Source organism: Blautia sp. aa_0143 (genome assembly GCF_004167315.1).
GTDB classification, from domain to species: Bacteria; Bacillota; Clostridia; order Lachnospirales; family Lachnospiraceae; genus Blautia_A; species Blautia_A fusiformis.
In genome coordinates this window covers 1-22,589 of sequence record NZ_RCXU01000024.1, presented here as the reverse complement: position 1 = coordinate 22,589, position 22,589 = coordinate 1, and the positions used below count along the sequence as shown (strand labels likewise).

The following is a 22,589-nucleotide window of genomic DNA, read 5'->3' as shown; positions in this document are numbered from 1 at the left end:
AGCAATATGAACAGGGAGTATGAATTTTCAGTAGTTGTTTTTGCAAAAGATACCGCAAAGCTTTACAGAACCTTTAAAAATGTACGTGAGGTCACACCGGAAGGAACGGTACAGATCCTTGCAGTATGCATTGCAGGAGATATGGATATTCCTGATGAACGGGACATGCGGGAGCTGGAGGAAGCCGGAGAAAAGGAGAAAGAGCTCAAGGACGAAGAGCTGGATAAGATCTACGGAGAGTTCAATCCGGAGGATCCTCGTTTCCGGGAGATGCTGGATGACCGGGATCTTTTATATATTGACGGACTGGAATGCGGGGATCTTGTGGCGGAGCTGAAGGATAAGATAGCCGGAAGCTATGTTGTTTTTGCAAAAGCCGGAATCCGTTTTTCCCCAAAATCCAGTGCAGAGATCAGACGCTGCTTTGAGGAAGAAAACAGAGATGTTGTCCTAACAAAGATCCGTGGAAAAGAAAATATCCATGTGCGGGAGCATAATAATTACTGTGACCGTTTCACAGAAAAAACAACGCTGGATAACAATGTATATCTTCTGCATCAGCTGTATACCGCTTACACATTTGCCGCAGATCAGGTGAAATGGGTATCCGAGATCCGTCCGGAGATCTGGTATCTGGATGTGATGACCATGGTATATCAGTCCGTTGTAAGCTGCCGGAGTCTGGGAGTGGCTTCAGGGGAAGATATCTATGTGCAGATCCTTGCGGACCATCTCATGGTGGAGGATTGGAAGAATATGCTGCAGGATCCGGACCAGCTGGAGGTATTTTATCAGGAATTTTTCCGAAAGATCGCAGACTGCAGAATAAAAGAAAATCCTGTTCATGAAAAAAATGCAGATTATGTGCTGCTGTATTACAGCGCAAAAATAGCTGATATCATATTTGATAACGAGAAGCTTGATGAAGAGAAAAAGTGCAGATATGAGGAAGGCATCGAAAGCTTCCTGAAGCAGATGGAGTTTCCGGAGATCGTGATGTCCAATCAGCATATCAGCAGGGCAAACAAAGTATATCTTCTCCGGAAATATTATCCGGATATATGCAAAAAAATTCCGGATCAGGCAGACACGATCCTGAATCCCATATATGACAATCTCCGTGTCAAGATATTCCAGCCGGAAAAAGACCAGCTGCACTGTGAATTTTCCATTGTGGAGCCTGTGAGCAGGACAAACCGTGCATATATGATGACTGGTGGCAACACCTATGAAGCCAGATGGAAATATACACTGGAAAGAACCGGCTGGTGCAGAGAAGAAAGTGCCGTTGAGAAGCTGTATATCGTGGACATTCCGCTTTCCGAGATCCGGGAGTTTATCAGCTGGGGCACAGGCACAGATGGAAATGTAAACAAAATGTACAATATTTCCTACGGAAAATATGTGCCATTTACAAAGAAGCTGCCGCTTTTCCTGCATATAGAGGATAAGCTTCTGTATCTTAACGAAAAAGTACGGATGATCCGTGGAGAGGATCAGGAAGATGCAAAGGTTCTGGGCCATCAGTATGAAGTAATGGTAGAGCCATACAGTCAGAGCAGGGAGAAACAGCTGAAGAAAAAACGCACCAAAGCAATATTTTCTCAGGGAAAGGCCGGAAAAAAGGCAGTTCTCGTGCGTAAGCTCTACGAGATGCAGAAGGCGAAGCAGAAAAAGCAGATCTGGCTGATCTCCGATCGTACAACACGCGGAGATGATAACGGCGAAGTGATGTTCCGCTATCTCTGCGCCAATCCGGACCCTACGGTGGAGCCGTACTTTGTAGTCAACAAGGATACACAGGATTATGTGGAAATGAAGAAGCTTGGAAAGGTTGTGGAGCCTTTCTCCTGGAAGCATAAGCTTCTGTTCCTGCTGAATGAATTTTCACTGTCCTCCCAGGCTAACAAACCGGTGATCAATCCTTTTGGAAAGCTGGAGTATCTGTACCGCGATATCATCTATGACAAAAAGCTGGTATTTTTACAGCATGGTGTGACCAAAGACAACCAGTCCAAGTGGCTGAATAAATACAACCGTAATCTTTTCGGATTTATCGTCAGCACAAAGCCGGAATATGATTCTGCCTTTACCTATGACTATTTTTATCCGGAAAAAAATATCTGGCTTACGGGAATGCCGCGTTATGACCGTCTGGTCCATGATGAGCGTAAGTATGTGACGGTGATGCCTACCTGGCGCAAAAGCCTTTCCTCAGGAACCGATGCCAGAGGGGTATGGCAGCTTGGAAAAGAATTTCAGGAAAGCGAATATTTCCATTTTTATGATGATCTTCTCAACAACGAAAGACTTCTGGGAGCGGCAGAGAAGTACGGATATACCATCTGCTTCATGCCTCACCCAAATACCATTGACGGTCTGCATATGTTCCGTCATAATCCACGGGTAAAATTTATGGATTCGTCTTATTCCTACAAGGACATTTTTGCCCAGACCGATCTGATGATCACGGACTATTCTTCGGTTGCCTTTGATTTTGCATATTTGAGAAAACCCATCGTATACTCCCAGTTTGACAGAGACAGCTTTTTCAGTGGCGCGCATTCCTACACAGAGGGATACTTTGACTATGAGAGAGATGGCTTCGGAGAGGTGGAGCATACACTGGACGGAACTGTGGACCGGATCATCGAATATATGGCAGACGGCTGTCAGATGAAAGAGGAATATCGGAAACGAATGGATGAGACCTTTGCATTTAATGACCGTAACTGTTCCAAACGAGTTTATGAGAGGATCATCGAGAATCGGTAATATGGAGGTTGGATTTTGGAAGGAAAGCAGGCAATAAAGTTTGATAAATATAATTCTCAGGCGATGAAGGGCATTGCCATTGTTATAATGCTGTTCCATCATATGTATCTGAGTCAAGACAGATTTGAGGGGCTGAATGTTGTTTTCACTCCGTTTTCAGCAGATCGGATCATGTATCTGTGCAGAACATTTAAGATCTGTGTACCGATCTATGCATTTATTTCCGGATACGGACTGTATCTCAGTTACAGAAAAAATAATTCTACACCTGGCAAGTGGACAGCCAAAAGACTGATAAAAACAATGGGAGGGTTCTGGATTATATGGGGGCTTTCTGTTGTGAGCTCACAGCTTTATAACGGCTATGCCGTGGCCAGATATTTCGGAAACGGAAATATTGCCAAAGGTGTTAGCGCAATGGTGCTGGATTTTTTTGGTCTGGCGAAACTTTTCGGAACTTCGACTCTGAACGGAACCTGGTGGTATATGAGTGCGGCGATCATTTTTATCATCTGTGTGCCACTGTTTATGATAAAGGAAGAATATCTGGTATTTATTCTTGTGGCTGTTGCGGCATTTCCACGGATAATTTCCCTGGAGGTTATGGGAATTACGGGTATTTATGCATTTTTACCGGTATTTCTCATGGGAATGTGTGTAGCCAAGTATGATCTGTTTAACCGATGGTTTAAGATATGGAATGCTGGAATGAAGCATGTTTTCAAATTTCTTCTGGAGCTTCTTGCGGTGTTTATTTTGTATAAAGCGTACAGAACTTTGCCGCTGACGGTATACAGTGAGATCCACTGGGGTGTGTATCCAATTGTATTTATGGCATTTTGCTGCGAATTTATTAATGTCATTCCGGGAGTGCGACAGATTTTATTGTTCCTCGGAAAACATTCCATGAATATATTTCTGATACATACATTTATAAGAAAATCTTCTTTTGTGTATGTGAGTGGATATTTTCTGACCAATACACTGACGCTTCTGCTGGCTTCACTGGCAGTGTCCATAGCGCTGGAATGGCTGAAAAAGGTAAGCGGATACAACCGCCTGATCCAGAACATCTGTGTGAAAATAGGATAATAAAGATAAAGGAGAAAGACCTGCCATCGTCTGTGGCAGGTCTTGTTAAAGTATGAAAGCAAAAAAAACAGTTTGTATATATTGGTTGATATTAGTAGTGGTTTTTGGATGTATTATTGGTGCCAGAAGTACAGAGATAAAGGTTGAGGCTGCTGAAAGAACGGTACGATTTTGGGATAACAGTGGAAATTATCTTCAGAAATCTGGCGGGAACTGGTATTTGAAAGATTCTAATAAGCGAAAACTTACCGGATTACGTTATTTGTCAATCCCAAAGACAGAGTTTTTAAAAACAGGATTTTATATGTTTGATAAAAACGGAAAACTTTTGAGAAAGCAATCCGTTTATTATTTCGATAAAAAGACAGTTTCCGGTGTCCGCTTTGATAAATACCACATCACAGACTCCAATGGAAGAATTTCAAAGGGAGAGCGTGGCTTTGTAAACATAGCTGAACAGAAGGTACGGGGCAAAAAAATTATCGCAGGCATTTATTATGTGGAAGCGTACGGAAAACTGGCTGATCGTGGAACAGTACGCTATATAAGACAGAGAAGATTCGGTGGGCGTAATTTTAAAAGTGGTTATTATTATTTCTATGGAACCGGAAGAATCTGCATGCGTCCGTCTTTTCATAAAGTGAACAAAACAGTTCAGGGAAAAAAGTTTAACGGAATCTATTATTTTGGCAATGATAATGGGAGAATGGTACAGAAGGCAGGGTGGGTAACCTGTGAGGGCCAGCAATATTATGTAGACCAAAATGGAAAAATGCTGGTGAACCGGTGGAAAGATGGTTATTACCTGAAATCGAACGGAACCATTGCGAAAAATATGAAAACACCGGATGGTCAGTATGTGGACTGGCAGGGAAGAAAAAGTACAAGATCAGAGTATGCTCTAAGTGCATTTAAATCGGAATTGGAGAGCTTTGTTTCTGCCTACGGTGGAAACTGGTCTGTTTATATAAAAGATCTGAAAACAGGAAATGTTGTAAACATAAATGATCGGGAAATGTATCCGGCAAGTACGATCAAGGCATTTGTGATGGCGTCGGTCTATGATCAGATCCGTCAGGGAAAAATGCAATACAGCTCCGGTGTGTACAGCTTGCTGTGGGATATGATCACCGTCAGTGATAATGAATGTTATAATGAACTGGTAAGGCGTCAGGGAGGCGGAAGCTTTGTAGGAGGAACGGCTGTAGTGAACCAGTATCTTCGAAAGAACGGTTACAAAAATACCGGTTGTCACAGTTCCCTGCATCCATCTTCTTCTGCCTGGAGCAGTGATGGCTGGCGTAACACGGCATCTGCAAAAGATTGTGGGAGACTCTTAGAAAAAATCTATCGAGGTCAGTGTGTTTCTCAACAGTATTCCAGAGAAATGCTAAATCTTTTACTGCATCAGACGAAACGATACAAAATTCCATCAGGTCTTCCGACAGGTATAGTATGCGCGAACAAAACTGGTGAGACAAGCTCAGTTCAGCATGATATGGCAATCGTCTATGGAAAGAAAACAAATTATGTATTATGTATATTTTCAGAAGGCGCTTCCGAAGATCATTTACTGTACGGAATCCGTTCGATTTCTTCAAGAGTATATCAATATTTGAATAAATAAAGATCAGTCAGCAGTCATAGGATCAAGAAACTTCCTTAATTGGGCAAAAATAAGGAGTGATCATTGACGTGCTGGCTGATTTTGTATTATCAAAGAAATGGTTGCGGAAGAATTTTTTACATAAGCGTTTTTCTTAGCCCTAAATATGCCGGATATTTCCGGTGTCAGTAGTATCGTATCCGGTTTGAAGAGCTAAAAACCGGCGGAAAGGTTCGGATGCAATGGTTTCCGCTACGGCCTGAAAGCCGGGGGTGCTCAGATTTTTGGTCTGCATAACCAGGAAGAGTGATTCCTGGCAAACAGGAAGAAAATCCAGCTCCGGAAAGCTTCTCGCTACACAGGCCTCGCCAAGAGCTATGTCTGCCTGTCCGCCAGCCACTGCAGCAGCCGTGGAGTGATCGGTAACAAGCTCATTTCGATATCCGGATATGGAATCCGGTGAAATTTCGGAAGACAGAAGTGTACGGTCAAGAAGGATACGACGGCTGCTTCCTTTTTCGCGGTTCACAAAAATAATATCTGCCCGTGTAAGATCAGAAAATCCCCGGATATTCTTGGGATTTTCTTTTTTTACATAGAAGCCGACAGGATATTGACACAGAGAGATCACAGTCAGTGGGATACCGGGTATAAGGCTATGGATATCTTCCGGTGAGGCGGATGCACAGGCAATGTGGACTTTTTCAAAATAGAGAGAATACAGTCCGTTGTAGGTGTTCATGTGAGACTGCAGAACCGGCAGATTGTCCGGGTGTGTGGGAAGCTGATTCAGGAGAAGATCCAGAGCCGGAGAACACTGTCCGCTGATGATCAGTCCACTGGAATGCAGAAGATAATCCCTTTTCAAAAGAGAGCTCTCCGGCTGGTGATCATAAGACTGAGCAGAAGACGCAGAACATTCCGAACCCTTAAGATACTGAGACAGCTGTTCCTCGCTGACCCGCAGCTGTTTGCCGACTTTGGAGGAGGAAAGCTCTCCGCGTTTGATCAGGTCATATACTGTGGATTTTTTGATCTTTAGTTTATCTGCAACTTCCTGTGCTGTGTAGACTTTATTCATCGATACCTACCATAACATTGGTTGCCTTAATAACTGCGTAAGCATCAGAGCCTACTTTCAGTCCAAGTTCTTCCACCGCCGCACAGGAGATGGTAGCAGTGATGATATTTCCACCACCGATATCGATGGAAACGATGGAATTTACAGCTCCCTGGTTGATGTTGATGATTTTTCCTTTTAACTGATTACGTGCACTGAGTTTCATAAGTAAGTCTCCTTTTTTTGAATATTGAATGAACCGGATCAGGCAAGTTCTCTGCTTCCGTTGTGCAGAGCAATGAACCTTGTGTGGGATTTGTCTGTATCAGGAGTGCTGTAAGCCACTCATGATAAGAAACGAAGCGGATCGTGAACATCCGCCTGGCTTGTCAACTATGTATTTATGATAGCACTTGCAGAGAAAAACAGCAATGCCTTATAGCTTGACAAGAAACTTTCCTTTCGGTAAAATTAAACAAAACCATTCAAAACTAAACAAAACTGAACGAAACGGAAAAGGAGAGAAACAAAAGATGAAGAAAAAAATCTTAGCAGCCCTTACCGCGGGAATTTTAACAACAGGCCTTATGACCGGAACTGTTTTTGCGGCGGACACAGAAGTGAAAGGTGATGAGAACCTGAAGGGAGAGGTTTATGCATTTATTGCTGCCAGCCTCAGCAATTCCATGGAGGAGATCCAGAAGGATTTCAATGAGCTTTATCCGAATGTAACGATCTATTACAGTGCAGACAGCTCAGGTACACTGCAGACACAGATCGAGGAAGGTGCACGCTGTGATCTTTTCTTTTCAGCAGCAGATAAACAGATGGATGCCCTCACAGAGGAAAAACTGACAAAGGAAGACACCGTTAAGGATCTTCTTGAGAACAAAGTCGTTCTGATCAGACCAAAGGACGGAGAGACAAAGGTAACAGGATTCGAGAATATCACAGACGCTGAAAATATGGCGCTTGCAGGAGAGGATGTTCCGGTGGGACAGTACTCCCGTGAGATCTTTAGCAATCTTGGGATCATGGACGATGTAAACAAAATGGAGATCAACGAGTGCAAGAATGTAACGGATGTACTTGCAGCAGTCAGTGAAGGAAGTAATGAGGTTGGTGTTGTATATGCGACAGATGCTGCGTCTGTTACTGATAAAGTAGATATCATCGCAGAGGCGCCGGCAGACAGCCTTAAGACGCCGGTTCTTTATCCTGTGGGACTTATCGAGGACAAGGAAGCATCGGAAGACGATATCAGGGCTGCAGAGGCTTTTCTTGATTATGTAGAGTCTGACGCAGCGATCAAGGTATTTGAGGACTATGGATTTACAGCATATGAGGCTGAGGATTCCAAGGATGCCACAGAAGCTTCTGCAGACAACACGGAGGCTGAGGACAGCACAGCTTCCGCAGACAGCACATCCAAATGAGTATGATGTAGAAAACCGGCAGGCAGTAAATACTGAAACACAGTAAATGCCGGCACAGGAATGAAATATGACAGAATTTTTGAGAGAAATAAACTGGAGTCCTCTGTGGATTTCCTTAAAAACAGGTCTGGCAGCCACAGTGATCGCTTTTTTTCTGGGAATATTTTGCGCCCGGAAGATCATGAAGCTGAAGCCGGGAGCCAGAGCAGTACTGGACGGGATCCTTACTCTTCCGCTAGTACTTCCTCCTACAGTGGCTGGATTTTTTCTGCTACTGATCTTCAGCCTGAAAAGGCCCTTCGGAAGCTTTCTTTTGGATAATTTTGATATTAAGATCGTGCAGACCTGGAAGGGCTGTGTGGTCGCAGCGGCAGTGATCGCATTTCCGCTGATGTACCGCAATGCACGGGCTGCTTTTGAACAGGTGGATATAAATCTTATCCATGCAGGTCAGACTCTGGGGATGAGCGACAGCCGGATATTCTGGCGGGTAGTCATGCCGGCGGCAGGACCGGGGATCGCATCCGGAACAGTGCTGGCATTTGCACGTGCGATCGGAGAATATGGCGCAACCTCCATGCTTGCCGGAAATATCCTTGGAAAAACCAGAACAGTTTCTGTTGCCATTGCATCAGAGACAGCAGCCGGAAATTACGGAACTGCAGGATTCTGGGTCGTTGTGATCGTGCTGATCTCCTTTGTGATCGTAGCGCTGATCAATATCGTATCCGGAAGAGGAATGAAAACAAGAAGGTGGATCTGATGGCAGTCAAAGTAAATATCGAAAAAAACTTCCGTGATTTTTCCCTGAAGGTAGATTTTGAAGGCAGTTCGGCAGCCATTGGGCTTCTTGGTGCTTCCGGCAGCGGAAAAAGCATGACCTTACGCTGTATTGCAGGGATCGAAACACCGGATAAAGGAAGGATCGTCATCAATGGAAAAACAGTGTTTGATTCTGAAAAAGGGATCAATTTGAAACCGCAGAAGCGACGGATCGGATATCTGTTTCAGAATTATGCGCTGTTCCCAACCATGACAGTGGAACAGAACATCCGCTGCGGTTATCGTGGGGAAAAATCCTCCGCCAGAGAAAAAGTGGCAGATCTGATCCGGCGATATCATCTGGAGGGGCTGGAGAAGCGCCTGCCCTCACAGCTTTCCGGCGGACAGCAGCAGAGAGTGGCACTGGCCAGAATGATGATCGGAGAGCCGGAAGCTATTCTTCTGGATGAGCCGTTTTCCGCACTGGACGGTTACCTGAAGGATGTGCTCCAGCGGGAGATGCAGGATTTCCTCAAGGACTATCCGGGAGATATGATCCTTGTGACACACAGCAGAGATGAGGCTTATAAATTCTGCAGGGAGCTTTCCATTGTACATGAAGGCAGGATCCTTGTGACCGGGGAGACAAAGCAGCTGTTTGAGAGACCGGGACTTCTGGAGGCAGCAAAGCTTACCGGCTGTAAGAATTTTTCCAGAGCGGAGAGGCTGGGACCTCACGAGATCTATGCGGCGGACTGGAAAATGAAGCTCCATACCGAAGAAAACGTAGATATGGATATTACCCATGTAGGGATCCGCGGCCACTGGATCCGCCCGGAATCAGAGCCGGGTGAGAACTGTATGGCAGTGCAGGTAGACCAATACATAGAAACTACATTTGAACATCAGTATATGATCCGAAACAAAGCGGAAGAGAATGCTGCCGGATTATGGTGGATGCGTCCCAAAAACAGCTTTACGGAGGATCCGGATAAAGATCTTCCGGAATATCTGTATCTTCCACCGGAGCATCTGATGCTGCTGAAATAAAGAACCCCCAGAAACAGACATTATCTGCTGTTTCCGGGGATTTTTTGTGTTCCTGCATTTTTGATGGATTTTTACGAGCAGAATCTATTTTCCATGATTTCCGGAATAGGTAATGTAATCGGACACCATCATGGCAAGCTTGAAGGCCAGTGCATCCTCAAAGGTACGGATATCCAGGCCAAAACGCTTCTGTAGCTTTTCAAAACGGTACACCAGAGTATTCCGGTGCACATAGAGCTGTCTGGAGGTTTCAGAAAGGTTCAGGTTATTTTCAAAGAAGGTCCGGATGATATTGAGGGTTTCGTCGTCAATAGATTCCAGGGATTCTTCTCCGAAGATCTCGCCTACAAACATGTTGCAGACCTGAGTGGGAAGCTGATAGATCAGACGTCCGATGCCCAGACGGTTGTAACCGAAAACGTTTTTGTCAGCATAAAAGATCTTGCCGACCTCCAGAGCAGTGCGGGCTTCCTTGTAGGCATCGGAAAGCTCCATGATATCATCTGCAACATTGCTGTAGGAAACCCAGGCAGAGGTCATGGCCTCTGTATTGAGCATATCCACCAGCATGCAGGCGATACCCTCCAGCTCTTCGTAGCTTTCGGTGCTCTGAAGCTCACGTACTACGATGATGCCGGAATCATCCAGTGCAGTGATAAAATCTCGTGTACGGGCAGAAAAGATGTTGCGGATGGTAGCCAGGGCATTTTCGTCCTTGTGCTGCTTGGTTTCCACAAGAAATACCGCACGGCGGGCAGAAGGTGTGATATGAAGACGGGCAGCCTTGTTAAAAGCTTCTACCTGGGAATAGCGGTCCAGGAGAAGATTCTGCATAAAGGAGTTCTTGTCTGTTTTTTCCGTATAGGCGGTGAGGAGACTTTCTACCTGGCAGACAGCAAGCTCTCCGATGGTAGAAGCCTGCTCTCCGGAGCCCCATACGATCAGAAGCATATTGCTCTGAGGTGTGTTGTTCAGCTTGTACAGACTGCAGCTGCGGTTGGAGATGCATAAGGCAGGATCCTCCCGGAACTGAGCAAGCTTTTCAGAAGAAGGAAGTCGGCGGTCCCCTGTGGAAATGTATATCTGGTCATTTTCATCCAGAATACAGAAATCAAGACCGCTGATCCGGGTCCAGTCATCCAGACATTTTTGAATTGTTTGCTGTATTTTCATAAAAAGCGTCCTTTCTGATGTGAAATAAAACTAGTGAAATAAAAAGAAACCCCGGGAAATCATATCCCCCGGGGTTACATTCTGTTTTTATGATTCGACGAGAATTAGTTTGTGATAGTAAGCTCTGTCTCTTTGTCGAAGAAGTGAGCTTTCTCCATATCGAATGCAAATCTGATCGGATCACCGGTCTTAGCTGTTGTACGAGGATCAACTCGTGCTGTAACCTGAGTTCCGTCAACATCGAAGTACAGGAATACTTCAGCACCAAGAAGCTCGTAAACTTTAACTACGGAGTTCATTGGTTTGCTTGGAGATGTCTCAAGGAACATCTGAGAATCATGAATATCCTCAGGACGGATACCAAGAACAACTTTCTTTCCAACATAGCCTTTGTCTTTCAGGACTTTAGCCTTAGCTGCCGGAACGATAACCTCATGCTCACCACCGATTGTAGCAATTATATTGCCGCCTTTCTCGGAGATAACAGCATCAAGGAAGTTCATCTGCGGAGATCCCATGAATCCTGCAACGAAGAGGTTGCCTGGTTTCTGATACAGGTTCTGTGGTGTATCAACCTGCTGAACAACACCGTCTTTCATAACAACGATTCTGGTACCAAGTGTCATAGCCTCTGTCTGGTCATGTGTTACATAGATGATGGTAGCACCAAGTCTCTGATGGATCTTGGAGATCTCGATACGCATCTGTACACGAAGCTTAGCATCCAGGTTGGAAAGAGGCTCATCCATAAGGAATACCTTAGGATTACGAACGATAGCACGTCCCATAGCAACTCGCTGTCTCTGACCACCGGAAAGAGCCTTCGGTTTACGATCAAGAAGCTTGTCAAGGTCAAGGATTCTTGCTGCTTCACGAACAGCCTTGTCGATCTGGTCCTTCGGAACTTTACGAAGCTTAAGTCCGAATGCCATGTTATCATAAACTGTCATATGAGGATACAGAGCGTAGTTCTGGAATACCATTGCGATATCACGGTCCTTAGGCTCAACATCGTTCATGACTTTGTCACCGATCTTAAGTGTACCACCGCTGATCTCCTCAAGACCTGCGATCATACGAAGTGTTGTAGATTTTCCACATCCGGATGGTCCTACGAAGATGATGAATTCTTTGTCTTCGATCTCCAGGTTGAAATCTTTAACTGCCTGGAAGCCGTTCGGATAAGTTTTATTAATGTGAGATAATGATAAACTTGCCATTGTTGTTTCCCTCCAAAATTAATATATTGTTTTACGTAATTTCCTTTGCTGGTTAACAGTATATCGAAAATGAGAGAAAAGGGCTAGAGCTGAATCTTACAAAGTTTCCGGCAGTTTCTTGTCATTCTGACGAAAAAACGAAAGGGGATTTTTCGTCATTTTGTCAAAACGACGGTTTCCTATGTACAGGTTCACGAGACATTATACGGTATTCAGGCAGAATCCTCAATATGTAAAAAAAAGTTCAAAGGAGTTATTTACAACTAACCTAAGTTGGAGTATACTAACTTATTAGATAAAAGAAAAGTTTTCTCAATAAAGGAGGGATCAGAATGCATATTGCAGAAGCCGAAACAGAAGAGAAAAAAACAGGATGCTACCGACATACAGAGATGCAGAGGGATCTTATTATAGAGAAACTGAAGGAGAAGGGGCTCCGCATCACCAGACAGAGAAAGATTCTTCTGGACATTATCCTGGAGGGAGAGTGCTCCTGTTGTAAGGAAATCTATTACAGGGCTTCCGCACTGGATCCGAAGATCGGTGTAGCTACAGTATACCGTATGGTCAATACGCTGGAATCCATCGGTGCTATCAGTCGAAAGAATATGTATCGCGTGGCATGCAGCACAAAAGGCGTCTGCACAGTAGAACTGGATGATGATACGATATGCCATCTGTCCGGACAGAAGCTTAATGAAGTGATCCTTGCAGGACTTCGGGCCTGCGGGGAGATCAGTGAACAGAATATCCGTACCCTGGCGCTGCTGCCTGTTCATGAGGTCGGGTGAGTATGGAAAAGCTATGGCACAATATAATAGGAAAGAAGAGGTTTGTACAGACTAAGAATTAGATAGATTAAACTATTAGTAAAAATTAACTGTTAGGCAAAAATAACTGAAAATTTAACGAATTGTGTTGAATTCACACAAAAAACACTGGACTTTTTTTTACAGACATTTTATAATAATGAAAATATCGGGGCGGACATGAAAAATCCTCACCGGGAATCAGAAAAAAATAAAAATCATATATCAGGAGGAAATTATTATGGCAGACTTTAAATTCAAGAAATCAGGACTTTTTGCAGCAGGCGTTCTTTTCGGTACAGCAGGAATCAAGATCCTCACAAGCAAGGATGCGAAGAAGCTTTACACAGGATGCACAGCAGCCGTTTTAAGAGCTAAGGACTGCATCATGAAAATAGCTACGAATCTTCAGGAGAATGCTGAAGATATTTATGCTGAAGCTAAGGAGATCAATGAGGAAAGAGCAGCAGCTGAAGAGGCTGTAGAGGATGTTGAGACAGAAGCAGAGGAAACTGCAGATGAGGATGCATTCAAAGAAACAGCAGAAGAGACAGCTGAGTAAAGAGGCGATTTTCCGTGAAATTTTATATCAAACATGAGACAAGAGGCCGGCTTCGTATCCATCTTGCTCAGAAGAGGATGAGCTACGGGCAGGCAGATACGCTGTTGTATTATCTCGAGAATCTTGATGAAGTGGCTTCTGCCAAGGTATACGAGAGAACCTGTGACGCAGTTGTAAATTATCGGGGCAGCAGAGCTGCGGTTATCCGTGGTATCAGCGAATTTCATTATCAGGATGTAGAGGTTCCTTCGCAGGTGCTGCAGAGCTCAGGGAGAGCACTGAATGCAGAATATCAGGAGAAGCTGATCTCCAAGGTGATCTGCCATTACGGAAGAAGGCTTTTTCTGCCATATCCGCTGAATGCCATTTATACAACAGCTACTTCCCTGAAATATATCTGGAAGGGAATCGATACACTTCTTCACCGTAAGATCGAGGTGCCGGTCCTGGATGCCACTGCAATTGGAGTGTCTGTATTACGTCAGGACTTTGGTACTGCAGGCTCCATCATGTTCCTGCTTGGAATCGGAGAGATCTTGGAAGAGTGGACGCATAAGAAATCCGTAGGTGATCTTGCAAGAACCATGTCCCTGAATGTTGGCAGGGTATGGCTGAAGAGAGAGGATCAGGAGATCTTGGTAGAGTCCGGAGAGGTCCAGCCGGGAGATGAGGTTGTTGTACGTATGGGTACCGTAATTCCTTTTGACGGAAGTGTTACAGATGGAGAGGCTATGGTCAACCAGGCTTCTCTTACCGGTGAGTCTGTACCTGTATGCAAGAAAGAGGGTAGCGTTGCCTATGCAGGCACTGTTGTGGAGGAAGGTGAGATCACCATCCGCGTAAAGACGGTAGGTGGTTCCAGCCGCTATGACAAGATCGTTACCATGATCGAGGAGTCTGAGAAGCTGAAATCTTCTTTGGAGGGAAAGGCAGAGCATCTGGCAGATAAGCTGGTTCCCTATACTCTTGGAGGAACAGCACTTACATATCTCCTTACCAGAAATGCCACCAAGGCCCTTGCGATCCTGATGGTGGATTTCTCCTGCGCGCTTAAGCTTGCAATGCCGATCTCTGTATTGTCTGCAATCCGTGAGGCCGGTACCCATAAGGCTACAGTTAAGGGCGGTAAATATCTGGAAGCAATGGCTGAGGCAGATACCATCGTATTTGATAAGACAGGAACTCTGACAAAGGCGAAGCCAACCGTTGTGGATGTGGTTCCTTTTGACAACAATGATCCGGAGGAGATGCTGCGTATCGCCGCATGTATGGAAGAGCATTTCCCACACTCCATGGCCAAGGCTGTTGTCAGTGCTGCCAGGAAGAAGCATCTGGCCCATGAGGAGATGCATTCAAAGGTTGAATATGTAGTAGCGCATGGAATTTCCACTACGATCGAAGACCATAAGGCCGTGATCGGAAGCTATCACTTTGTATTTGAAGATGAGAAATGTCTGATCCCGGAGGATGGCAAGGAGAAATTCGACAATATTCCGGAAGAGTATTCCCACCTGTATCTTGCCATTGACGGACGCCTTGCAGCCGTGATCTGTATTGAAGATCCTCTTCGTGAGGAGGCGAAAGCTTCTGTAGAAGCACTGCGCGGGGCAGGGATTTCCAAGATCGTTATGATGACAGGGGACAGTGAGCGTACAGCAGCAGCCATTGCCAGACGTGTGGGAGTGGACGAATATTATTCCGAGGTACTTCCGGAGGATAAGGCCAACTTCATCGAAAAAGAAAAGGCAGCCGGAAGAAAGGTTATCATGGTAGGTGACGGAATCAATGATTCTCCGGCACTTTCCGCAGCCAATGTCGGTATCGCCATCAGTGATGGTGCTGAAATTGCCCGGGAGATCGCAGATATTACTGTAGGTGCAGATGATCTTCAGGAGCTTGTTGTTCTGAAAGAGATCAGCAATGCACTGATGAAGCGTATCAGACGCAATTACCGTTTTATTATTACCTTTAACGCAGGTCTTATCGCCTGTGGCGTTGCAGGTATCCTGCAGCCGACTTCATCCGCACTTCTGCATAATACCTCCACACTGGCGATCAGCCTGAAGAGTATGCAGAATCTGCTTCCATAGAAAATTTTTAACCGAATCAAGTGAGTCCTCTGCAGGATTGCGAATATCCGCTTGACAATAAATATAAAAAGCCGGCCAGGTTATCGAAGAGATAAGAGCTTCGTACCTGGCCGTTTTTTTTGGCTGCTCAGACGTGGATCGCAGGTATCAGCCTGAAGGTGTAGGTGTATGAAGTAAGTTTTATTCCTGAGGAAAGGGTTCGCTTTCCAACATCAGTCCGTCAGTCATATGATAGCGTTTCTTTTGGGTATCCGAACGGAGAGGCCGGGTATGAAGGCTTCGGTACCTGGAGGGGCTCATATGATAAAATTTTTCGAAGGTATGTGCAAAATGCTGCCGGCTGTTGTATCCGGAAGAAAAGGCAATATCCGTAATGTGCAGAGTACTGTTGCACAGAAGAAAGGAGGCCTGTTCCATACGCTTGCGGTTGATATAGGTATTGATGGTGCAGCCGTTTTTTTCTGTAAAGAGCGCCTGCAGGTAGGATTTGTTGATCCCTGCATATGCGGAGATGGCAGGAATATCAATGTCTTCCAGATAATGCTCGTCAATATAGCGGAGCGCTTTTTTCAGATAGACGATTCCCTGGGTGCTCCGGCTGGAGCGGGCGCAGAATGCAAGCTCTGTAAGCATACGGCTGAAAAGAAGAAAGAAGAGAAATTCTTCCTTTTGTATCTGACCGGAATTTTGTTGTAAAAAGGTGAGCAGATCCTTCAGGCTGTATCCGAAGCTGCGGGAATCCGCGCCGGAGCAGAAGCCCTGGGAGGCTTCCATAAAATTCCAGAACTGGGAAAATCCGGGATCCTTTTTCAGGAGAAGCTCCAGAGCAACCGGACTTTTTTCGGGAGTAAGGGAAAATTCCAGATTCAGGATCGAGCAGGGAAAACCATCCGGAATCTCCAGCCTGTGAGGTACATCCGGCCGGATAAAGATAAATTGCCCGGATTTCAGTGGGAATTCCGTGTCCTGTGTGCCATCCAGGCAGAAAACCCGGCAGGAACCGGAGGTGATATACATGATCTCATAGCTGGAATGTGTGTGATGCTCCATATGATAATAAGGCAGGGAGAGAGCATAAAAAGCAGAAATATGGAAATATCGGGAAGAGTCCTGGAAAATATCTGGCATGAAAAAACCTCCTGAGTATGCTGCGAAGCGGAATGTAAATATTTCAGCTGTAAATTGCGAGTCGGACAGATGCAGATATTCGATTAAATCGCCCTACATGTCTGACTGACTGTACTCTTTACTGTCAGCAAACAGTATATCACGCAAAAATAAATACGACAATATATTGCATTTTTACATTCAGGGGATGATACCTGTCACCTTATAAAAAAACAGATATTATACTGTGATCAGAATCAGAAAAACGGAGGGTATTTTCTATGAGCTATAAAAATGAAAACATGAAAATGATCGAATTACATGAGAATGGCCTGGATATCCAGTTTCGTATCCGGGAAAACGGCGTGGTAGAGCTGGCAGATTTTTCTTCACAGGAAGTAAAAAAAGCAGTCATGGAGCCGAAGGATGATATCTGTTATCCGGCTGTTGAGATCCACAGAAGCGGCACAGGAAGCTTAAACATGCATGCCTACAAAAACAACATCAATCAGTCCTCTGTGGATTTTGTTTATGAGAACCATGAGCTGAAGGCACAGGCCGGCGGAAAAGAGCTAGAGATCGTAATGATTTCCCCGGAAAAGCTGAAGGCAGTATATCATATGCGCCTGTTTGATGGAGTGCCGGCAGTACAGACTTGGACAGAGATCATCAACGAGGGAAGCGAGGATCAGGGGCTGACCTATGTTTCTTCTTTTATGTATCAGGGAATTTCCAGAGGCGGCGAGAAGCCTTATTATAAAAAAACAGATATCTATGTGCCGTTTAACAGCTGGTGCTGTGAGGCACAGTGGCAGAAATACGATGCAGAAACGCTGAATTTAAACGGAATGGTCGTAGATGGCTTCAATCATCAGGGATATGGCCTGAACCGTTATTGTTACAGTGGAAAGGGCACCTGGTCTACCTGTGAGTATCTTCCCATGGGAATTGCCGAGGACAGAGAAACAGGGGAGACGTATATTTTCCAGATTGAAAGCTCCGGACAGTGGCTGGCAGAATATGGCTCTGCACAGGGCGGAAATTTGTATCTTGCCTTAAGCGGCGCCACAGAGCAGGAGCATGGCTGGTATAAGAATCTGAAACCGGGAGAAAGCTTTACAACCGTTCCGGCAGGGGCAGCGGTTGTAAAAGGTGGCCTGAATCCGGCAGCAGCGGCACTGACCAGATATCGGAGAAAAGTACGCAGACCGAATACGGACGATGAGAAGCTGAACGTGGTATTTAATGATTACATGAATTGCCTGATGGGAGACCCTACAACGGAGCGGGAGCTTTCCATCATTGACAAGGCAGTAGAGCTCGGATGCGAATATTACTGCCTGGATGCAGGCTGGTATGACGACGGATTCTGGTGGGACCGTGTCGGGGAATGGAAAGAAGCATCCGGAAGATTTCCCAATGGTTTGAAAGAAGTCTGCGATCATGCACACAGTAAAGGCCTGAAAATGGGACTCTGGCTGGAAATCGAGGTTATGGGAGTTGCCTGCGAACTGGCAAACAAGCTTCCGGATGACTGGTTTGTCTGCCGTCATGGAAAACGCCACATTGACAATAAACGCTATATGCTGGATTTCCGCAATCCGGAGGTACGGAAATATTGCCGTGATGTAGTAGACAGGCTGATCAATGATTACGGTGTAGAGTACTTTAAAGTGGACTATAACGTAACCATGGGATATGGAAGTGATCTGAACAGTGACAGCTGTGCAGATGCCATCCGTGAGCATTATGAATGTCTTCACCAGTGGTATGAGGAAATCTTCCGGGATCATCCGGAGCTTGTTGTGGAGAACTGCGGTTCCGGCGGACAGCGTATGGATTATGGTATGCTGAAGATCTTAAGCCTGCAGTCTACCAGTGATCAGACAGATTATCTCTACAATGCCAATATCGCTGCCAATGTAGCCAGTGCGGTAACTCCGGAGCAGGGTGGTATGTGGGTATATCCGTATGAGGATGAAGAAGAGCATGTGATCTACAATGTAGTAAATGGTATGCTTCTCCGCCCATATATCAGCGGTATGGTATGGAAGCTGGGCGAAAATTCCATGAACCGTATGAAGGAGGGAATCTCCCTGTATAAGGAGATCCGTGAGGAAGTCCGTGACGGCGTGCCGTTCTTCCCGCTTGGTTTTGGAACTCTGAAATCTGAAGTTCTTGCTTACGGAGTGAAAGCAGAGAAGAATACCTATCTTTCGGTATGGACACCGGGAACAACAGAAGCAGTGATCCCGCTGGAAAATGCAGAGCAGGTCCGCAGAGTATCCGTGATCTATCCGAAGGAAGAGATGTGCGGATATAAGATCGAAAATGGAAATCTTGTAGTGAAGATGCCACAGGAAAAAGCGGCCAGACTGTTTAAGATCGAGATGAAATAGAAAATCAGGAAAGACCGTAAGTTTGACGAAGAGGCGTGGGCAAAAATAAATGGAAAATAAAAGAGCGCCGGCATTTTTACCAGAAAGCTCATCAGTCTGGATGAAGTTGTAAAGATCCCGGCTGTGTACCTGAATTATAAGAAATACAGATGGGTGAAGGATCTGACAGTGAAAAGCGAATAGAAACAGAAAACAGCAGAGCTGTATGTCCCGGGATTACAGGGAATATACAATTCTGCTGTTTTATTTTATGAGATTATCTGTTTTCCGCAAGATATTCTTCTGTAAGAGCAACCGCATCGGTGATACACTGCGGGCAGCTGCAGAGAACCTTGCCTGTTTCTACACCTTTTAATTCACGGCAGATACAGGAACCGTTTTTTTCTTTGAATTTCTGGATATAGGTGCGGAGCTTTTTGTAAGTGTCACCTTTGGAGCCGGAACCTTCTTCGGTATTTCCGCGGCTGTTGGAAAGTCCGATGATCATAGCCATACCGGAAAGAGCACCGCACATTTCCATAACACTCATTCCAAGGCCGAAGCCCTCGGCAATACGGAACATCTCGTTTTCATCGATGCCAAATTCCCGGCAGAAAGAACAGGCAACTGCCTGTGCACAGTTACAGCCATTCTCGTGTAATTTTGTAGCGTATTCGGCTTTTGTACTCATGATTTCTTATCCTCCTGATTTCAGATCGCAAGCATATTTTTGATTGCTTCCATATAGATCAGTACCGCTTCTTCCATACCAGAGACCAGGATAAATTCATCGGCTCCGTGGATACGGTAGTCAATTCCCTCTTTTTCAGGTCCGAAGGCTATGATGTTTTTGAGGGATTTTGCGTAAGTGCCGCCTCCGATGACCATTGGTTTGTGTTCGGTATCGCCGGTCACATCTGTGTAAGCTTTGTAAAGAGCATTTACCAGCGGAGATTCTCTTGGGAAGAATAACGGAGCAACAACCTTTATGATCTCAATACGACCGTTTTTATCTTCCAGTCTGTCCTGGCACATTTTGCGGATATCGGTCTCATTAAGAGTTACCGGAACACGGATATCGATGGTACAGGAAATGACACCGTTTTCTGTTTTTACGATTCCGTTGCATAACGTCAGATCGCCGTATTCATCTGCAAATTTCAGACCAATGCCGGAGCCGTCACATGCAGTGCCGATATGGGAGTTATAGAATTCCACAAAGTCATCTTCAAAGCCTGCTTTTGCCAGACATTCAAAAGTTACTCCTGCAGCATTGACACCGAGATGGGGAGTGCTGGCATGAGCCGGAATACCTTTGGCGTAGATGGTGAGCTCACCATTTTCTTCGGTTACCTTATATTCCTGGAGCTTCGTCCGGGAAAGTGCGGATTCCAGCTTTTCCTTCAGACCGTCCTCATCGGGAACAACGGTTGTACAGGTGTCACACATTGCATTGGATACAAAACCGCCGTTCATGGAGATGATCCGGGTGTTTTTTGAGCAGGCGATCATGGCAAGCTGACCTTTTTCACCGTGGATACACGGGAAGCTGGCATCCGGTGTGAAACCGCAGGAAAGCTCTTCTGCTACCTGATTGTAGTGATCCATACATCTGGAACCTGTTTCCTCGTTGCAGCCCATGATCAGGCGGACTCTTTTGTTCAGCTTCACGCCGTGGTCGCGGAGAAGCTTCATGGCATAGAGCGCTTCCAGGATAGGGCCTTTGTCATCAGTGGTCCCGCGGCCGTATACATGATCGTCTTCACGGGTAAGGCGGAACGGATCGTAGGTCCAGTCTCCGCCTACAGGAACGATATCCAGATGACCGGCGATGCCGACGATCTCATCGCCCTCACCCATTTCGGCATAACCGCAGTAGTTATCCAGGTTTACGGTTTTAAAGCCAAGCTCTTCGGCAATCTTCAGTCCCTCTTCCAGGGCTTTTGCAGGACCCTCACCAAATGGCTTTCCCTCGGAAGGGGTACCGAGCTGGGAGTCAATGGCAACCAGTCTGCCAAGATTTGTGAGCATTTCTTCTGATAATGCGTGGATTTCCTCTTTAATATCCATATTGATTTCCTCCTGTTTACAGCGTTCCGGAAAGTGACAGGATGGAACGCTGATGTTATGAGCTCTATTATAGCATAGATTGTAATGAATGGCAGAGTGGATTTTTACCTGTTGAAGACGTACCGATCCATTCGGCGGAAGGCTTCTTCTATGCGGGAACGGGGTGAGGCCAGATTCATTCTTAGGTGACAGGGACCGAAAAACATCCTGCCGTCCTGGACGGCAACGCCGACATCCCAGCAGGCTTTTTCCACATCTTCGATTGTTTTGCCATGGGCAGTACACCAGTCGGTGCAGTCGGCAAAGAGCATGTAGGTGCCTTCCGGTCTGGAAACGTTGACACCCTTAAAGTGCCGGTCAATGTAATCACAGGCAAAGCTTACATTTCCGCTTAGTACTTCGCATAGTTCATCGGTCCATTCATAGCCTTCAGGCTGATAAGCGCCAAGCAGAGCGTGCATGGACAGAACATTCATCATATTATAATGGCTCAGACTGGACTCCTTCAAAATACGATCCCGCCACCAGCTGTTGTATACAATGTGATAGCTGCCAACAAGTCCTGCCAGATTAAAGGTTTTGGATGGAGCGTAGAAGGCCGCTGTACGCTGGCGGGCATCTTCGCTGATGGACTGGCTGGGGATATGCTTATGGCCATTCAGGATGAGGTCAGACCAGATCTCGTCTGAGATGACATAGACATCATATTTTCGGTACAGCTCCATGGCTTTTTCCAGCTCCCGGCGTTCCCACACGCGTCCACAGGGATTGTGTGGATTGCAGAGAATGGCAGCGTGGATCTTTTTTTCACGGAGTTGTTTTTCCATGTCTGCATAATCCATTCTCCATATGCCGTTTTCATCCTTTGTCAGAGGAGAGTGTACGGCCTCGTAGCCGTTGTTTTTCAGACTTTTGGTGAAGCCTATGTATGTCGGACTGTGAACCAGGACGTTATCACCGCGGGAGCAGACGCAGTTCAGTGCACTGATAACTCCGCCCAGAACGCCATTTTCGTAGCCAATGTGTCTGGGCTTCAGACCGGTGATACCGTGGCGTGTTTCCTGCCAGTGGATGATGGCCTTATAATATTCCGGCGGGGCTTCGAAGTAACCGAAGGCCGGGTGACTGGCCCGTTCGATGATCGCCTGCTGTATGGTAGGTACAGTAGGAAAGTTCATGTCTGCTACCCACATCGGGATGGCATCGAATCCCTCCTTCGGCGGGGCAGGAGAGAAACCATCGCCCTTCAGGCCGTCTACTGCGATGGAATCTCTGCCATGTCGGTCAATGATGGAAGTGAAGTCGTATTTCATATGAATGCTCCGTTACTGAAAACTTATAAAAAGTTATAAACTTCTATGTTTCATTCCTACTTCAACGAGTATGCTTTTGATGATAT

At 45.7% G+C, this 22,589-nt stretch carries 18 protein-coding genes; 10 read left to right on the top strand and 8 right to left on the bottom strand.

The window, feature by feature from the left end; genetic code table 11:
• The first annotated feature begins 6 nt into the window (after positions 1-6).
• The 3 genes from EAI83_RS12610 to EAI83_RS12600 are packed head-to-tail and all read left to right on the top strand — an operon-like array spanning position 7 to position 5,494.
• The gene (locus EAI83_RS12610) at positions 7-2,775 is read left to right on the top strand and encodes a CDP-glycerol glycerophosphotransferase family protein (RefSeq protein WP_129975607.1); all 2,769 of its coding nucleotides are present in this window, start codon (positions 7-9) and stop codon (positions 2,773-2,775) included.
• 15 nt (positions 2,776-2,790) lie between these two features.
• Positions 2,791-3,867, top strand: a complete 1,077-nt coding sequence (locus EAI83_RS12605) for an acyltransferase family protein (RefSeq protein ID WP_059086127.1) — start codon at positions 2,791-2,793, stop codon at positions 3,865-3,867.
• Positions 3,868-3,919: 52 nt separating this feature from the next.
• The gene (locus tag EAI83_RS12600; protein ID WP_129975605.1) at positions 3,920-5,494 is read left to right on the top strand and encodes a serine hydrolase; all 1,575 of its coding nucleotides are present in this window, start codon (positions 3,920-3,922) and stop codon (positions 5,492-5,494) included.
• Between the two features lie 139 nt (positions 5,495-5,633).
• Here EAI83_RS12600 and EAI83_RS12595 read toward each other — a convergent pair whose 3' ends face one another.
• On the bottom strand, positions 5,634-6,554 hold the full coding sequence (locus EAI83_RS12595; RefSeq protein WP_118608662.1) for a substrate-binding domain-containing protein: 921 nt from the start codon (positions 6,552-6,554) through the stop codon (positions 5,634-5,636).
• Positions 6,547-6,759 (bottom strand): TOBE domain-containing protein, encoded by a 213-nt coding sequence (locus EAI83_RS12590; RefSeq protein WP_015527392.1) that lies wholly within the window; start codon positions 6,757-6,759, stop codon positions 6,547-6,549. The genes EAI83_RS12595 and EAI83_RS12590 overlap by 8 nt, the downstream gene beginning before the upstream one ends.
• 307 nt (positions 6,760-7,066) lie before the next feature.
• Here EAI83_RS12590 and modA point away from each other — a divergent pair, with 307 nt between their 5' ends.
• The 3 genes from modA to EAI83_RS12575 all read left to right on the top strand — a co-directional run bounded on the left by modA (position 7,067) and on the right by EAI83_RS12575 (position 9,781).
• On the top strand, positions 7,067-7,969 hold the full coding sequence (gene modA, locus EAI83_RS12585) for a molybdate ABC transporter substrate-binding protein (RefSeq protein ID WP_129975603.1): 903 nt from the start codon (positions 7,067-7,069) through the stop codon (positions 7,967-7,969).
• 67 nt (positions 7,970-8,036) lie between these two features.
• The gene (gene modB, locus EAI83_RS12580; protein ID WP_021651929.1) at positions 8,037-8,732 is read left to right on the top strand and encodes a molybdate ABC transporter permease subunit; all 696 of its coding nucleotides are present in this window, start codon (positions 8,037-8,039) and stop codon (positions 8,730-8,732) included.
• Positions 8,732-9,781 carry a sulfate/molybdate ABC transporter ATP-binding protein gene (locus EAI83_RS12575; RefSeq protein WP_129975601.1) on the top strand — a complete coding sequence of 350 codons (1,050 nt, stop codon included), beginning with the start codon at positions 8,732-8,734 and terminating at the stop codon, positions 9,779-9,781. The genes modB and EAI83_RS12575 overlap by 1 nt, the downstream gene beginning before the upstream one ends.
• Positions 9,782-9,865: 84 nt before the next feature.
• Here EAI83_RS12575 and EAI83_RS12570 read toward each other — a convergent pair whose 3' ends face one another.
• Together EAI83_RS12570 and EAI83_RS12565 are read right to left on the bottom strand one after the other, a co-directional pair.
• On the bottom strand, positions 9,866-10,954 hold the full coding sequence (locus EAI83_RS12570; RefSeq protein ID WP_129975599.1) for a PucR family transcriptional regulator: 1,089 nt from the start codon (positions 10,952-10,954) through the stop codon (positions 9,866-9,868).
• A gap of 104 nt (positions 10,955-11,058) precedes the next feature.
• Positions 11,059-12,174 carry an ABC transporter ATP-binding protein gene (locus tag EAI83_RS12565; protein ID WP_129975596.1) on the bottom strand — a complete coding sequence of 372 codons (1,116 nt, stop codon included), beginning with the start codon at positions 12,172-12,174 and terminating at the stop codon, positions 11,059-11,061.
• Between the two features lie 332 nt (positions 12,175-12,506).
• Here EAI83_RS12565 and EAI83_RS12560 point away from each other — a divergent pair, with 332 nt between their 5' ends.
• The 3 genes from EAI83_RS12560 (at position 12,507) to EAI83_RS12550 (ending at position 15,635) form a co-directional block, all read left to right on the top strand.
• Positions 12,507-12,965: a transcriptional repressor gene (locus EAI83_RS12560; protein ID WP_021651932.1), complete on the top strand. Its 459-nt coding sequence runs from the start codon at positions 12,507-12,509 to the stop codon at positions 12,963-12,965.
• Positions 12,966-13,224: 259 nt separating this feature from the next.
• Positions 13,225-13,545: a DUF6110 family protein gene (locus EAI83_RS12555; RefSeq protein ID WP_129975594.1), complete on the top strand. Its 321-nt coding sequence runs from the start codon at positions 13,225-13,227 to the stop codon at positions 13,543-13,545.
• A 14-nt stretch (positions 13,546-13,559) separates the two neighbouring features.
• The gene (locus tag EAI83_RS12550; RefSeq protein WP_129975592.1) at positions 13,560-15,635 is read left to right on the top strand and encodes a heavy metal translocating P-type ATPase; all 2,076 of its coding nucleotides are present in this window, start codon (positions 13,560-13,562) and stop codon (positions 15,633-15,635) included.
• 180 nt (positions 15,636-15,815) lie between these two features.
• On the opposite strand, the gene EAI83_RS12545 is transcribed toward EAI83_RS12550, so the two are convergent.
• Positions 15,816-16,763: an AraC family transcriptional regulator gene (locus EAI83_RS12545; protein ID WP_129975590.1), complete on the bottom strand. Its 948-nt coding sequence runs from the start codon at positions 16,761-16,763 to the stop codon at positions 15,816-15,818.
• Between the two features lie 260 nt (positions 16,764-17,023).
• On the opposite strand from EAI83_RS12545, the gene EAI83_RS12540 reads away from it, so the two are divergent.
• A complete protein-coding gene (locus EAI83_RS12540) occupies positions 17,024-19,141 on the top strand; it encodes a glycoside hydrolase family 36 protein (RefSeq protein WP_129975588.1) in 2,118 nt (705 codons plus the stop codon).
• Positions 19,142-19,397: 256 nt separating this feature from the next.
• Here the strand turns inward: EAI83_RS12540 and EAI83_RS12535 are convergent, their stop codons facing one another.
• The 3 genes from EAI83_RS12535 to EAI83_RS12525 all read right to left on the bottom strand — a co-directional run bounded on the left by EAI83_RS12535 (position 19,398) and on the right by EAI83_RS12525 (position 22,503).
• Positions 19,398-19,811 carry a C-GCAxxG-C-C family protein gene (locus tag EAI83_RS12535; RefSeq protein ID WP_129975586.1) on the bottom strand — a complete coding sequence of 138 codons (414 nt, stop codon included), beginning with the start codon at positions 19,809-19,811 and terminating at the stop codon, positions 19,398-19,400.
• 20 nt (positions 19,812-19,831) lie between these two features.
• Positions 19,832-21,190 carry a M20 family metallopeptidase gene (locus tag EAI83_RS12530; protein WP_129975584.1) on the bottom strand — a complete coding sequence of 453 codons (1,359 nt, stop codon included), beginning with the start codon at positions 21,188-21,190 and terminating at the stop codon, positions 19,832-19,834.
• Between the two features lie 104 nt (positions 21,191-21,294).
• Positions 21,295-22,503: a MalY/PatB family protein gene (locus tag EAI83_RS12525; protein ID WP_129975582.1), complete on the bottom strand. Its 1,209-nt coding sequence runs from the start codon at positions 22,501-22,503 to the stop codon at positions 21,295-21,297.
• Positions 22,504-22,589: the final 86 nt, after the last annotated feature.

Bases quoted from the DNA above. Each gene is read 5' to 3' on its own strand.
- EAI83_RS12595 (WP_118608662.1), bottom strand. From the start codon at position 6,554: ATGAATAAAGTCTACACAGCACAGGAAGTTGCAGATAAACTAAAGATC.
- EAI83_RS12610 (WP_129975607.1), top strand. From the start codon at position 7: ATGAACAGGGAGTATGAATTTTCAGTAGTTGTTTTTGCAAAAGATACC.
- EAI83_RS12565 (WP_129975596.1), bottom strand. From the start codon at position 12,174: ATGGCAAGTTTATCATTATCTCACATTAATAAAACTTATCCGAACGGC.
- EAI83_RS12540 (WP_129975588.1), top strand. From the start codon at position 17,024: ATGAGCTATAAAAATGAAAACATGAAAATGATCGAATTACATGAGAAT.
- EAI83_RS12600 (WP_129975605.1), top strand. From the start codon at position 3,920: ATGAAAGCAAAAAAAACAGTTTGTATATATTGGTTGATATTAGTAGTG.
- modB (WP_021651929.1), top strand. From the start codon at position 8,037: ATGACAGAATTTTTGAGAGAAATAAACTGGAGTCCTCTGTGGATTTCC.
- EAI83_RS12570 (WP_129975599.1), bottom strand. From the start codon at position 10,954: ATGAAAATACAGCAAACAATTCAAAAATGTCTGGATGACTGGACCCGG.
- EAI83_RS12590 (WP_015527392.1), bottom strand. From the start codon at position 6,759: ATGAAACTCAGTGCACGTAATCAGTTAAAAGGAAAAATCATCAACATC.
- EAI83_RS12535 (WP_129975586.1), bottom strand. From the start codon at position 19,811: ATGAGTACAAAAGCCGAATACGCTACAAAATTACACGAGAATGGCTGT.
- EAI83_RS12525 (WP_129975582.1), bottom strand. From the start codon at position 22,503: ATGAAATACGACTTCACTTCCATCATTGACCGACATGGCAGAGATTCC.
- EAI83_RS12555 (WP_129975594.1), top strand. From the start codon at position 13,225: ATGGCAGACTTTAAATTCAAGAAATCAGGACTTTTTGCAGCAGGCGTT.
- EAI83_RS12575 (WP_129975601.1), top strand. From the start codon at position 8,732: ATGGCAGTCAAAGTAAATATCGAAAAAAACTTCCGTGATTTTTCCCTG.
- EAI83_RS12560 (WP_021651932.1), top strand. From the start codon at position 12,507: ATGCATATTGCAGAAGCCGAAACAGAAGAGAAAAAAACAGGATGCTAC.
- EAI83_RS12530 (WP_129975584.1), bottom strand. From the start codon at position 21,190: ATGGATATTAAAGAGGAAATCCACGCATTATCAGAAGAAATGCTCACA.
- EAI83_RS12545 (WP_129975590.1), bottom strand. From the start codon at position 16,763: ATGCCAGATATTTTCCAGGACTCTTCCCGATATTTCCATATTTCTGCT.
- modA (WP_129975603.1), top strand. From the start codon at position 7,067: ATGAAGAAAAAAATCTTAGCAGCCCTTACCGCGGGAATTTTAACAACA.